Origin of the sequence: Streptomyces cavernicola (assembly GCF_029968035.1) — a bacterium.
Taxonomy (GTDB): domain Bacteria; phylum Actinomycetota; class Actinomycetes; order Streptomycetales; family Streptomycetaceae; genus Streptomyces; species Streptomyces cavernicola.
The window spans coordinates 295,974-308,495 of the sequence record NZ_JASCIQ010000002.1 but is presented as its reverse complement, the minus strand read 5'-3'; the positions used below and the strand labels follow the sequence as shown (position 1 = coordinate 308,495).

At 71.2% G+C, this 12,522-nt stretch carries 10 protein-coding genes; 2 read left to right on the top strand and 8 right to left on the bottom strand.

Annotated features, from left to right (window positions below):
• A complete protein-coding gene (gene pdhA / locus QIS96_RS03195) occupies window positions 1–1,269 on the bottom strand; it encodes a pyruvate dehydrogenase (acetyl-transferring) E1 component subunit alpha (protein WP_282540762.1) in 1,269 nt (422 codons plus the stop codon).
• 336 nt (window positions 1,270–1,605) lie between these two features.
• On the opposite strand from pdhA, the gene QIS96_RS03190 reads away from it, so the two are divergent.
• A complete protein-coding gene (locus tag QIS96_RS03190; protein ID WP_282540761.1) occupies window positions 1,606–2,265 on the top strand; it encodes a response regulator in 660 nt (219 codons plus the stop codon).
• A 124-nt stretch (window positions 2,266–2,389) separates the two neighbouring features.
• On the opposite strand, the gene QIS96_RS03185 is transcribed toward QIS96_RS03190, so the two are convergent.
• Window positions 2,390–3,943, bottom strand: coding sequence for a protein kinase domain-containing protein (locus QIS96_RS03185; RefSeq protein ID WP_282540860.1), 1,554 nt, complete (start codon window positions 3,941–3,943; stop codon window positions 2,390–2,392).
• Between the two features lie 420 nt (window positions 3,944–4,363).
• Here QIS96_RS03185 and QIS96_RS03180 point away from each other — a divergent pair, with 420 nt between their 5' ends.
• Window positions 4,364–6,028 carry a Stk1 family PASTA domain-containing Ser/Thr kinase gene (locus tag QIS96_RS03180; protein WP_282540760.1) on the top strand — a complete coding sequence of 555 codons (1,665 nt, stop codon included), beginning with the start codon at window positions 4,364–4,366 and terminating at the stop codon, window positions 6,026–6,028.
• A 111-nt stretch (window positions 6,029–6,139) separates the two neighbouring features.
• Here QIS96_RS03180 and QIS96_RS03175 read toward each other — a convergent pair whose 3' ends face one another.
• From QIS96_RS03175 to QIS96_RS03150, 6 genes are all read right to left on the bottom strand, one after another.
• Entirely contained in the window at window positions 6,140–6,685 is a 546-nt protein-coding gene (locus QIS96_RS03175; protein ID WP_282540759.1) for a bacterial proteasome activator family protein, read from the bottom strand.
• Between the two features lie 126 nt (window positions 6,686–6,811).
• A complete protein-coding gene (locus QIS96_RS03170; protein ID WP_282540758.1) occupies window positions 6,812–7,501 on the bottom strand; it encodes a hypothetical protein in 690 nt (229 codons plus the stop codon).
• A gap of 119 nt (window positions 7,502–7,620) precedes the next feature.
• Complete coding sequence (locus QIS96_RS03165; protein WP_282540757.1) at window positions 7,621–8,598, bottom strand: NAD(P)H-quinone oxidoreductase; 978 nt, start codon at window positions 8,596–8,598, stop codon at window positions 7,621–7,623.
• 163 nt (window positions 8,599–8,761) lie between these two features.
• The gene (locus tag QIS96_RS03160; protein ID WP_282540756.1) at window positions 8,762–9,868 is read right to left on the bottom strand and encodes a potassium channel family protein; all 1,107 of its coding nucleotides are present in this window, start codon (window positions 9,866–9,868) and stop codon (window positions 8,762–8,764) included.
• Window positions 9,856–11,556, bottom strand: coding sequence for a molybdopterin molybdotransferase MoeA (locus tag QIS96_RS03155; protein ID WP_282540755.1), 1,701 nt, complete (start codon window positions 11,554–11,556; stop codon window positions 9,856–9,858). Before QIS96_RS03155 ends, QIS96_RS03160 begins: the two co-directional genes overlap by 13 nt.
• The gene (locus QIS96_RS03150) at window positions 11,553–12,470 is read right to left on the bottom strand and encodes an NTP transferase domain-containing protein (RefSeq protein ID WP_282540754.1); all 918 of its coding nucleotides are present in this window, start codon (window positions 12,468–12,470) and stop codon (window positions 11,553–11,555) included. The genes QIS96_RS03155 and QIS96_RS03150 overlap by 4 nt, the downstream gene beginning before the upstream one ends.
• Window positions 12,471–12,522: the final 52 nt, after the last annotated feature.

Here is a 12,522-nt window from a genome sequence, read left to right as displayed (position 1 = left end):
TTACTTGCCCTCCCCGGCGACCGGGCTGTCAGCGAACGACGCCTGGTAGGCGGCGAATTGCGCGCGCTCCTCGTCGACGAGCGCGCTGCCGTCCGCGTAGACGTTCTCGAACATCGACATCGGGTCCGGGTCGGGCATCGAGCGCACCGCCTCGCGGACCCGCTTGCCGAGCGCTTCCTGCTCCTCGTCGAGCGCGGCGAAGAAGTCGGCGTCCGCGATCTTCTCGGACTCCAGGTACGTGCGCAGCCGCTGGATCGGGTCCTTGGCCTCCCAGGCCTCCCGCTCCTCGTCCCTGCGGTACTTGGTCGGGTCGTCGGAGGTGGTGTGCGCGCCCATGCGGTACGTGAACGCCTCGACCAGCGTGGGGCCTTCGCCGCTCCGGGCCCGCTCCAGGGCGTACTTGGTCACGGCCAGGCAGGCGAGGACGTCGTTGCCGTCGACGCGGATGCCGGGGAAGCCGTAGCCGCGGGCGCGCTGGTAGAGCGGCACGCGGGTCTGCTTCTCGGTGGGCTCGGAGATCGCCCACTGGTTGTTCTGGCAGAAGAACACGACCGGGGCGTTGTAGACCGCGGAGAACGTGAAGGACTCGGCGACGTCGCCCTGGCTGCTGGCCCCGTCACCGAAGTACGCGATCACGGCCGAGTCCGCGCCGTCCTTGGCGACGCCCATCGCGTAGCCGGTGGCGTGCAGGGTCTGCGAGCCGATGACGATCGTGTACAGGTGGAAGTTGTTGCTGTTCGGGTCCCAGCCGCCGTTGTTGACGCCGCGGAACATACCGAGCAGGTTCTCCGGGGGGACCCCGCGGCACCAGGCGACGCCGTGCTCGCGGTAGGTCGGGAAGACGTAGTCGTCGTCCCGCAGCGCCCGGCCGGAACCGATCTGGGCGGCCTCCTGGCCGAGCAGCGACGCCCACAGGCCCAGCTCGCCCTGGCGCTGCAGGGAGGTGGCCTCGGCGTCGAAGCGGCGGGTCAGGACCATGTCGCGGTAGAGGCCGCGCAGTTCGTCCGGGGTGAGGTCGATGCCGAACTCGGGGTGCTCGACGCGCTTGCCCTCGGGGGTGAGCAGCTGGACGAGTTCGGGGTCGTGCTGTGGTGCGTCGTGCGGTGCTGCTTCGCGCGCTGCGCTCTTGGCCGCTGCGCTCTTGGCTGCCGCCTTCTTCGCCGGGGTCTTCTTCTCCGGCGCCTTTTTGGCGGTTGCACGCTTGGTGCCCGCCCCACTGCTGCTGTTGCTGCTGCGGGGCTTGCGCGCGGCGGTGCTCTCCACGGTCACGTGTGCTCCTCCGTCGGTCCGGCTTACCGGGATCCGCCGGGTAAGCCAGTGCGGCTCGCCTCTCCTCCCGGCCCGCGCACGGGGTGGGTGCGCCTTGGGCACTGCGGGGAGAACAGGCGTGACAGGTGCCCCGGCGAGAGCCCTGCACATTGCACGTTACCCAGTGCCTCGCATATCTGCGAAACCCCACTTGACCTGCGATTTTGCTTGGATTTCCAAGTAAATCCGAGAAAGCGGGAACAACTACTGGTCAGCGCCTTGCGGAGCGGCCGGAGCAAGCGAACGTTAACCCGCGCACCCAGAGCATTGGAAGAGTCGATGTGTGACACTGGCCGAGTGCACGAAGAAGGAAAAATCAGCGTATTTCTGCTCGACGACCATGAAGTCGTCCGTCGCGGAGTCCATGAGCTGTTGTCCGTGGAAGCCGATATCGAGGTGGTCGGCGAGGCCGGCACCGCGGCCGACGCCCTGGTCCGGATTCCCGCCACACGCCCGGACGTCGCGGTGCTCGACGTCCGCCTGCCGGACGGCAGCGGCGTGGAGGTCTGCCGCGAGATCCGCTCCCAGAACGAGGACATCAAGTGCCTGATGCTGACCTCGTTCGCGGACGACGAGGCGCTCTTCGACGCGATCATGGCCGGTGCGTCGGGGTACGTCCTGAAGGCGATCCGCGGCAACGAGCTGCTCACCGCCGTACGGGACGTGGCGGCCGGCAAGTCCCTGCTCGACCCGGTGGCCACGGCCCGGGTCCTGGAGCGGCTGCGCGACGGCAACAACCCCAAGGGCGACGACCGGCTCGCGAACCTCACGGAACAGGAGCGCAAGATCCTGGACCTGATCGGCGAGGGCCTCACCAACCGGGCCATCGGCGAACGCCTTCACCTGGCCGAGAAGACCATCAAGAACTACGTCTCCAGCCTGCTGTCGAAGCTCGGCATGGAACGCCGCTCGCAGGCCGCCGCCTTTGTCGCCCGTATGCAGGCGGAAAAGCGCTGACCGAGAAGCCTTCCGAATAGGCCCCGCTTTTCGGTACGGGAATTTCCTCTTCCACATACGACGAGGCCCGCTCACAAGTGCTGTGAGCGGGCCTCGTCGTATGCCAGTCGGCCGTGCGGGACGGTCAGTTGCCGGCTTGCTCGGTCGGGTCGAGCGTGATCTCGTCCGTCGGCTCCTCCGTCGGCTCTTCCGTCGTCGGCTCCTCCGTCGTCGGCTCCTCCGTGGGCTCCTGCGTCGTCGGGTCCTCGGTCGGCTGCTCGCTGCTCTGCGTCGGGCTCGGCGTGAACGAGGGCTGAGTCGGAGTGTCGGTGTAGTCCGGGTTGCCGCCGGTGTCGCCGGGCTCCGTCTCCTCCTCGGTCGTCTCCTCCTCCGTCGGCTCCTTCGTCGGTTCCTTCGACTGGGACTGGGTCGGCTTCGGGTTCTTGTCCGGGCCCGGGTCCTTCTGGCCGCTCTCCGTGGCGTTCAGGGCCACGGCGACGCCCACCGCGATCGCGACGATCGCGAGCACCGCGAACAGCCACATCTTGCCGCGGCCGCCGCCTCCCCGACCGCCCCGGCCGTTGCCGTTGCCGCCGTCGAAGCCGCCGTCGTCGTCCCCGATCGGGCGGACCATCGGCGGCTTCATCACCGTCGTGCCGCTGTCGCCGGGGTGCTGGCGGGCCGAGGCGCCGGTGACGCCCATCGCCGGGGTGCTGCCGCCCTCGTGCATGGCGACGGGGCCCGTGCTCCACGTTCCGGTGTGGCCGCCCTGGTCCTGCAGCATCTGCAGGCCGTACTGGACGAGGCCGCGCATCTCCTCGGCGGTCTGGAACCGGTCGTCCGGGTCCTTCGCGAGGGAGCGCATCACCAGGCCGTCCAGCTCCGGCGGCACCCCGTCGGACAGCTCGGACGGCGGGATCGGCATGTCCTGGACGTGCTGGTAGACCACCGAGAGCGGCGTCTCACCCGTGAATGGGGGCCGCAGCGCGAGGAGTTCGTACAGCATGCAGCCGGTCGCGTACAGGTCGGAGCGGGTGTCGACGGCCTTGCCGAGGGCCTGCTCCGGCGAGAGGTACTGCGGGGTGCCCATGACCATGCCGGTCTGCGTCATCTGCTGGGACGCGCCGTGCAGCGCACGGGCGATGCCGAAGTCCATCACCTTCACCGCGCCGGTGTTGGTGATGATCACGTTGGCGGGCTTGATGTCGCGGTGCACGATGCCGTGCTGGTGCGAGTAGGCGAGCGCCTCCAGGACGCCGGACACGATGATCAGCGCCTGCTCGGGCCCCGGGGCCTCGGCGTTGAGCAGCAGGTCACGGATGGTCCGGCCCTCGACGAGCTCCATCACGATGTACGGGATGGTGTTGCCGCCGATGATGTCCTCACCGGAGTCGTAGACCGCCACCACCGCGTGGTGGTTGAGGCCTGCGACCGACTGGGCCTCGCGCGTGAAGCGGGCCTTGGAGGTCGGGTCCTCCGCGAGGTCGGTGCGGAGCAGCTTCACGGCGACCGTGCGCCCGAGGCGTACGTCCTCGGCGGCGAAGACCTCGGCCATGCCGCCGCGGCCGAGTCTGTGCGTCAGCCGGTATCGTCCGTCACCGACAAGCCCGCCATTACCCCAAAACTCAGGCGCATCTGACATATCGCCGCCAGTCGCCTCGGGGTCGGACGGGCCCTGAGCGCGCTGCTGGTCCATCAGTCCTCGCCGTCGTTTCCTGTCGTAACTGGTCGCGTCTGGTCCGTAACCCGACACATCACCCGCCCGCATGCGCCACTGATGGGCGAGTGCTCGCGTCGTGTCTCTTCTTACGGCCTCCGTCGGGCCACGCTACAGCCTCGGCGCGGCGGGCTGGTTCGAGATGGACCGGCCATCAAACCTGTTACCCGGGGTTTCGGGCAAATCGAGTGGTCTGTGCCCCCAGGTGTGACGGGACCGTGACGGGAGCCATATCACTTCGTGGACGCCGCCGGTAACGCTTGCGAGACGGTTCTTGCGCGTAGGGTCACGGAACGGGCACCTGGCTTGACGTGTCAGTGGCCTCGGGCAGACTTGGCCCGGAAAACAGGGATCTTCAGGCTTCAAGCGCAGTGAAACGGCGCCGATGGGGGACGCGGAAACATGAGCCAGGACGGCGCACAGGGGGGCGGCAGGTACGCGGGGCGTGCCCTGGCCGGCGGCCGGTACCAGCTGCGGGACCTCCTCGGCGAGGGCGGCATGGCCTCGGTCCACCTGGCGTACGACTCGGTGCTCGACCGCCAGGTCGCCATCAAGACCCTGCACACCGAGCTGGGCCGTGAGCAGTCCTTCCGCGAGCGCTTCCGCCGCGAGGCCCAGTCGGTGGCGAAGCTCACCCACACCAACATCGTCTCGGTCTTCGACACCGGCGAGGACGAGCTCGACGGCTCGACGATGCCGTACATCGTGATGGAGTACGTCGAGGGCAAGCCCCTCGGCTCCGTCCTCGACGCCGACATCGCGCAGTTCGGCGCGATGCCCGCCGACCGCGCCCTCAAGGTCACCGCGGACGTGCTCGCGGCCCTGGAGATCAGCCACGAGATGGGCCTGGTCCACCGCGACATCAAGCCCGGCAACGTCATGGTGACGAAGCGGAACGTCGTCAAGGTCATGGACTTCGGCATCGCCCGCGCCATGCAGTCCGGCGTGACGTCGATGACACAGACCGGCATGGTCGTCGGCACCCCGCAGTACCTCTCGCCCGAGCAGGCCCTCGGCCGCGGTGTGGACGCCCGCTCCGACCTGTACTCGGTCGGCATCATGCTGTTCCAACTGGTCACCGGACGGCTGCCGTTCGAGGCGGACTCGCCCCTGGCCATAGCGTATGCGCACGTCCAGGAGGAGCCGATCGCGGCGTCCTCCGTCAACCGTTCGCTGCCCCCCGCGGTGGACGCGCTCATCGCCCGCGCCCTGAAGAAGAACCCCAACGAACGCTTCCCCACGGCCGACGCGATGCGCGACGAGTGCCTGCGGGTCGTGCAGTCCCTGCAGGGCGGGGCCGCGCCGAGCATCGTGCCGGGTGCGCACTCCAACAGCGGTGCGGGCGTGGGCGCTTCGGTGTTCCCGCCGGTCGACCAGGGCACCCCGGCGCCCGGCCCCGGCAGCGTCCAGACTCCGTACCAGCCGCATCCGTACGGGCCCGGCCCCGGCGGTCCGGGGACGCCCGCGCCGACTCCGGCGCCCGGGTACGGCTACCCGCAGCAGGGCGGGTACCAGACCCCTGCGCCCGCCAACTTCGCCCCGCAGCAGGGCGCGCCCGGCACCCCGCCGCCGTACAACCTGAGCCCGCAGCCGGCGACGGCCGGGGGCCACGGCGGCCACGGGGGCGGCGGCAAGAGCAACACCCCGGTGATCGTCGGCGCGATCGTGGTGGCGGTGCTCGCCATCGGCGGTCTGATCACCGCCCTCTCGCTGAACGGCGGCGGCGACGAGGAGCCGCAGACCAAGGAGTCGCAGACGGCCGAGGTCGAGGGCCACAGGGGCCCGGACAAGACCAAGGTCATCGAGGTCTCCGAGTGCAAGGAGCCCCGGGAGAGCTTCTCGGACCCGAGCATGAAGACCCTGCCGAAGTTCGAGTACCGCAACATCGACTCGGTCAAGGAGTGCATCCAGCAGGGCGGCTGGAAGTACAAGATCGAGCCGGTCGACGAGAACACGTACGGCGAGGGCACGGTCATGAAGCAGTACCCGGCTGCGGACACGGACTTCGACCCGGACAACCCGCCGACCATCCAGCTGGAGGTCTCCAGCGGCAACCCGCCGCAGTAGTCCGCTGCTCGGCGCGGCCTCGTCCATGCATGACGAAGCCCGGCTCACCGAACTGGTGGGCCGGGCTTGGTCGTTGCTGCTCTTCTTACTGCTCTTGCTCTTCTTGCTGTCCTAGAGGTACGGGCCTCCGGAGCGGCCGGCGTGCGGGTGCTCGTCGTCGTCCTCGTGGCCGCCGGCGCCGGGCGGCAGCGCGCGGCGCATCTGCTCCAGCTGGGCGCGGGCCGCCATCTGCTGGGCGAACAGGGTGGTCTGGATGCCGTGGAAGAGCCCCTCCAGCCAGCCGACCAACTGGGCCTGAGCGATGCGCAGTTCGGCGTCACTGGGCGTCGTCTCGTCGGTGAACGGCAGCGAGAGCCGCTCCAACTCCTCGACCAGCTCGGGCGCGAGACCGTCCTCGAGCTCCTTCACCGAGCTCGCGTGGATCTCCTTGAGCCGCACCCGGCTCGCCTCGTCCAGAGGCGCCGCCCGCACTTCTTCAAGAAGTTGCTTGATCATGCTGCCGATGCGCATGACCTTGGCCGGCTGCTCGACCATGTCCGTCACCGGAAGCTCACGCGACTCGTCGTCACCACCGCCGCCGCCGAGGGCCATTCCGTCCTGACCCACGACGAGGACCTGCGGATTCTCCTGCGACCTGTCGTTCCTCGGCATTTCCATGCGGCCATTCTCTCGTATGCGTCCTGCACAACAGGGTGGTGCCCCGCCGCGCAGCTGATCCACCCTTCCCGGCTCCACTACGTGGTCTCGTCTGGGCTACGTGGTCTCTCCTGGGCGTGGTCCCTCCTAGGCCCGTCTGATGCGTACGGCGATGAAGGCCAGGCCGAGGCCGATGAGGACCAGGCCCGCCCCGAGCGGCAGCACCCGCAGCATGGGCCCGCCCCGGCCGTCGGCGGCCTGCTGCTGCGCGGCGCCCCCGGTGTCCCCGGTGTCCCCGGTGTCCCCGGTGTCCCCGGTGTCCCCGGTGTCCCCGGTGTCTCTGGTGTCTCTGGTGCCTTGGCTCGCGTCCGCGGTGGGGGCGGGCGTACGGGGGGCGGCCCTGCTGGGGTTCGGCTGCGGAGAGGGGCGCTGCTGCGGGTGGTCGCGCCGGTGGTTCTGGTGCGGGTTCTGGTGTGCGTGCGGGTTCTGGTGCGCGTTCTGGTTCTGGTGCGCGTTCTGGTTCCGGTCGCGCTGTCGGTGCTGCCGGGGTGGCGGCTCGGGGTCCGGGATCGGGTCCGTACGGCCGGGGCGCTGCCGCCCCTCGCCGGCGCGGCTTCCGGCCAGGGAGGGGTCGGGGCTCGGCTGCCCGGACTCCGTCCGCGTATCGGCGTACGGGATGCCGGTGGCGGCGGCCGTCGCGGTCCCCTGCGCGGGACCGGCCGGAAGCAGTAACACGGACAGCACCACGGACAGGACCACTGTCACGGTGACGAGTGCCGCGAAGAGCGCCGCGCGGGGCGGGACGGCGGGGTGCCGCGGGCGGAGCCGTGGAGTCACGTCGGTGACCCCCTCCCGGTGCCGAGTCGCCTGGGTCGATGCCGCCAGCGTCACACGCGGGGGCGGGTCGGGCATCTCGGTGTGGACTGGGGGAGGGCCACCGTGTCGCGCCGGGCCGCTCAGGTGGTGAGCAGGACCTTGCCCACGTGGCTGCTCTCCTCCAGGACCCGGTGCGCGGCCGGGGCCTCGGCCATCGGCAGGGTGCGGTCGACGACCGGCTCGACGCGGCCCGCCGCGATCAGCGGCCAGACGTGCTCGCGTACGGCGGCGACGATGGCCGTCTTCTCGGCGAGCGGGCGGCCGCGCAGCGAGGTCGCGGTGATCGCCGCACGCTTGCTGAGGAGCGCGCCGAGGTTGAGCTCGCCCTTGACCCCGCCCTGCAGGCCGATGATCGCGAGACGGCCGTTCACGGCGAGCGCCTTGACGTTCCGCTCCAGGTACTTGGCGCCCATGATGTCGAGGATCACGTCCGCGCCCGCGCCGTCCGTGGCCGCGCGGATCTCCTCGACGAAGTCCTGCTCGCGGTAGTCGATCAGGATGTCCGCGCCGAGCCGCGCGCACTGCTCCAGCTTTTCCTTGCCGCCGGCCGTGACCGCGACCCGCGCGCCCACGGCCTTCGCCAGCTGGATCGCCATCGTGCCGATGCCGCTGGCCCCGCCGTGCACCAGGAGCGTCTCACCCGGGCGGAGGTGGGCGACCATGAACACGTTCGACCAGACCGTGCACGTCACCTCGGGCAGCGCGGCCGCGGTGACCAGGTCCACGCCCTCCGGCACGGGCAGCAACTGCCCTGCGGGAACGGCGACTTTCTGCGCGTACCCGCCGCCCGCGAGCAGCGCGCACACCTCGTCGCCGACGGAGAAACCACTCACGCCGGGCCCGAGCGCGGCGACCCGGCCCGAGCACTCCAGACCGGGGTACGGGGAGGCGCCGGGCGGCGGGTTGTAGAAGCCCTGGCGCTGGAGCAGGTCGGCGCGATTGACGGCACTGGCCGCCACCTCGACCAGAACTTCGCCCTCGCCGGGTACGGGATCGGGGGCCTCGGCCCAGACAAGCGCCTCGGGACCGCCGGGTTCGGGGATCGTGATCGCATACATGGCCGCGAGGCTACTCGTCCCCACGAACCCTGGGGAGACACCCGCTTTCGCCGTCCGGCGCCGTCTTTCCCGCGGGCCGACGGGGGCAGTTCTCCTTACGGGGCGGTTCTCCCTATGGCGCGGCTCGGACCTGCTTACGGGGCGGCTCAGACCCGGGCTGGGCTCAGTCCTCCGGCAGAGGGCGGAGGTCCGGGACGCCCGTGGGGCCGGGGGTGGCTCGGACGATGGTGATCAGACGGTCCGTCAACTGCAGTTTGCCGATGGCCGGGTCGTCGTAGCCGAGCAGGCGGTGTCCGCGTACGACGCTGACCACGAGCTCCTCGACCTCCCGCGGTGTGCGCCCCACCTCGGCCTTTATCACCGGCCGTTCGACCAGGTCGAGGCCGCTGCCCTGCTGGATCAGGTCCTCCATGACCGTGCCCGCGCTCGGGCTGAGCACCGACAGGCCGAGGAGGCGTCCGGCGGCGCTGGCGCTGGTGATCACCGCGTCCGCGCCGGACTGGCGAAGCAGCGGGGCGTTCTCCTCCTCGCGTACCGCCGCGACGATCTTCGCGCCCCGGTTGAGCTGGCGTGCGGTGAGGGTGACGAGGACGGCGGTGTCGTCGCGCTGGGTGGCGATCACGACCTGCCGGGCCTTCTGCGCCTCGGCCCGCAGCAGTACGTCGCTGCGCGTGGCGTCGCCGATGACGCCCACGAACCCGTCGGCCGTGGCCGCCTGGACCACCTTGGCGCTGGGGTCGACGACGACGATCTGCTCCTTCTTCAGACCCGTCGCGCAGAGGGTCTGGATCGCGGAGCGGCCCTTGGTGCCGAAGCCGACGACGACGGTGTGTTCCCGCAACTGGGACCTCCAGCGGTTCAGCCTGAATTCCTCACGGGTGCGCTCGGTGAGGACCTCGAGCGTGGTGCCGACGAGGATGATCAGGAACAGCACGCGCAGTGGTGTGATGACGAAGATGTTGGTGAGCCGGGCGCTGTCACTGGCGGGGACGATGTCGCCGTAACCGGTGGTGGAGAGCGTGACGGTGGCGTAGTAGAACGAGTCGAGCAGCGTGAGCGTGTCGTCGTGGTTGTCGGTGTAGCCCTCACTGTCGGCGAAGACGATGAAGGCCGTCGACACCAGCACGGCCAGCGCCATCGCGAGCCGTCTGGCGACCTGCCGGAGCGGGCGCTCGACCTCCCGCTTAGGCAGCTTCACCTCGGCGGAGACCAGGTGTTCGTCCGCCTGACGGGCCATGGCGTCATGGCCGGGCAGTTTCACGTGAAACACCCTCCCGCGCTGCTCGCGCCGTCCCCGCGATCCCCGTCGGTCCCACTCGTCCTGCCGCTTGCCTTGCCGCTTGCCTTGCCACGCTTATTGCCTGTACTCGAATTGCCTGTGCTCGTACGTGTGTTGCTCGTCGCGACGTCCCCTGCCCCGAGGTCCCCCGGCGAGGACGGCAGCGTCCACGGCAGGTCGAGGATCTCCAGCTCCTGACCGGGCTTCGCCCCACCGGGCGGCACCACGGCGAGGCCGTCGGAGGCGGCGATCCCGCGCAGCATGGCCGGGCCGTTGTAGTGCAGCGGCACGGCGACCAGCTGCGGCTCCGCACGCAACGCCACCGGCACGAGCCGCGTGTCGTGCGGGTGCCCGTGGATCTCGTCCCTGGTGGGGGCGAGATACGGCACTGGCGCGATCCGCCCGGAAAGCGTACGCAACACCGGTTCGGCCAGTGTCAGCAGCCCCGAGACCGCGGCGAGCGGATTGCCGGGCAGCCCCACCAGGTGGCGGCGCTCGTCGAGCCGGGCGAGCAGCATCGGGTGCCCCGGCCGCACCTCGACGCCGTCCACGAGCAGCTCCGCGTCGAGGGCGTGCAGCGTGGGGTGCACATGGTCGACCGGGCCGGACGCGGTGCCTCCGGTCGTGACGACCAGCTCGGCCGGTGAGCTCTCGACCGCCGCGCGCAGCTTCTTCGCGTCGTCCCCGAGCCTGCGTACGGCGATGACCTCGGCGCCCAGCGCCCGTAGCCAGGACGGCAGCATCGGGCCGAGCGCGTCCCGGATCAGGCCCTCGCGCGGCAGTCCTTCGGTGAGCAACTCGTCGCCCAGGACGAGGACTTCGACGCGCGGGCGGGGGACGACGAGCAGCGAGTCGTACCCGGCGGCCGCGGCGAGGCCGAGCACCGCCGGGGTCACCGGGATCTGTGCGGGCAGGAGTTGATCGCCGCTGCGGCACTCCTGGGCGCGCGGCCGGATGTCCTGACCGTGCAGCACCTCACGCTCGGCGTGCAGCCGGCCCTTGCCGTCAGTACGGCCGTGCTCGGTGCGGATGACCGCCGTGACCTCGCGGGGGATGCGCGCACCGGTCGCGACCGGCATCGCCTCGCCGTCCGCCAGCGCGTCCGTGCCGGACTGGCCGGCCAGCATCCCGCCGTCGCGCACCTTCCAGGGGCCCGGTCCCGCGACCGCCCAGCCGTCCATCGCCGACGTGTCGAACGACGGCAGGTCGGTCAGCGCGGTGAGCGGCGCGGCGAGGACCAGGCCCAGGGTCCGGTCGAGGGGGACGGGGGTCGCGGCCCGCGTCCGGACGGCCGCGGCGGCGCGAGCGGCGATGGCGCGGGCCTGGGGCCAGGGGGTGCTTTGGTGCGAATGGTGGGAGTGGCGCGGTTGGTGTTCACGAGAGGAGTGAGGGGAGCGAGCGGAGTGGGACGGCTGGTGTGAGTGGTGGTGGGGCTCGTGGGGTTGGTGCGCGCCACGGGTCCGTTCGCCCGGCTGTCCGCCCGAGCGATCGGCGGGGGGTGCTGCGGCGTCCCGGACCAGGGCCAGGGCCTCGTCGACGTCCTGGTCGTGGTCCCGTTCGGCTCGCTCGGCTGGCTCGGCTGGCTCGGCTGGCTCGGCTGGCTCGGCTCGCTCCTCGCGTTGAGCTCGGTCGGCTTGATCGGCTCGGTCGGCGCTCTTCGCGTCCCGGGGCCCGGTCATCCCGCGTCCGGTGCGGCGCTCGCGCCGGTGCCGCCGGCCGGCAGGTCGTCGGGCTTGTCCTCGTCGGCCCAGCGCGTGGCAAGAGCCGCGGCCTTGCGCGCCGCCTCGGCCACGGCCTCCGGCCCGCCCTCGGCGCGCGCCGCCGCGTACCCCACGAGGAACGTGGTCAGCGGCGCCGCCGGCCGCGCGACCCCGTGGGCGGCGTCGCGCGCGAGGTCCAACAGCAGGCCGGTGTCGACCTCGAGGTCGATGCCCAGCTCGTCCTTGACTGCGGTGATCCATTCATCCAGCACGTGCTCATGCTCCCTGATGCGTGCGCGGGCTTCGGCGATGTCCTCCCAGGTGTCGCAGTCGAACGCGGCACGGGAGTCGCCGGGTTCGGTGACCCGGTCGAGGGTGAGCCCCGCGGTGAGCCGTCGCAACGGCAGCCCGCCGAGCCCGCCGTGCTCCTCGGTCAGACGCTCCACTCCACGGCGCAGGGCCTCGGCCCGGTAGGCCGCCACCAGCGGCTGGTCGCGACCGCCCGCGTCCACCAACAGCGCACCGTCCGCCCGTACTTCACCCGCCGCACCCGCCGCACCCGCCGCCGAGGCGTCGAGCAGCAGCCGTACGGTCCGCTCCTCCAGGAAGGGCAGGTCGGCGGAGAGGACGAGCACCGTGTCCGCCGTGGTCCGGCGCAGGCCGGCGGCGAGAGCGGCCAGCGGCCCGCCGCCGGGCGGCTCCTCACGCGCCCACAGAACGGGGCGGGAGGTGGGCCTTGGCTCGGCGACGACCACGGTCGTGGCCGCGTCGGCGCAGGCGGCGAGCACACGGTCGAGGAGGGAGCGGCCGCCGACGCGCACCCCGGGTTTGTCGGCGCCGCCGAGTCTCCTGGCGGCGCCGCCGGCGAGCACGACGGCGTCATACGAGGTCATCCACCGAGTATGGCCGCAGCGGCGATCAATGCCACCCCCGTGAACGACCTGT

What these genes read in the sequence shown, in the direction of transcription:
- QIS96_RS03165 (WP_282540757.1), bottom strand. Translation starts at nt 8,598, where the DNA reads ATGTATGCGATCACGATCCCCGAACCCGGCGGTCCCGAGGCGCTTGTC.
- QIS96_RS03155 (WP_282540755.1), bottom strand. Translation starts at nt 11,556, where the DNA reads ATGACCGGGCCCCGGGACGCGAAGAGCGCCGACCGAGCCGATCAAGCC.
- QIS96_RS03180 (WP_282540760.1), top strand. Translation starts at nt 4,364, where the DNA reads ATGAGCCAGGACGGCGCACAGGGGGGCGGCAGGTACGCGGGGCGTGCC.
- QIS96_RS03150 (WP_282540754.1), bottom strand. Translation starts at nt 12,470, where the DNA reads ATGACCTCGTATGACGCCGTCGTGCTCGCCGGCGGCGCCGCCAGGAGA.
- QIS96_RS03175 (WP_282540759.1), bottom strand. Translation starts at nt 6,685, where the DNA reads ATGGAAATGCCGAGGAACGACAGGTCGCAGGAGAATCCGCAGGTCCTC.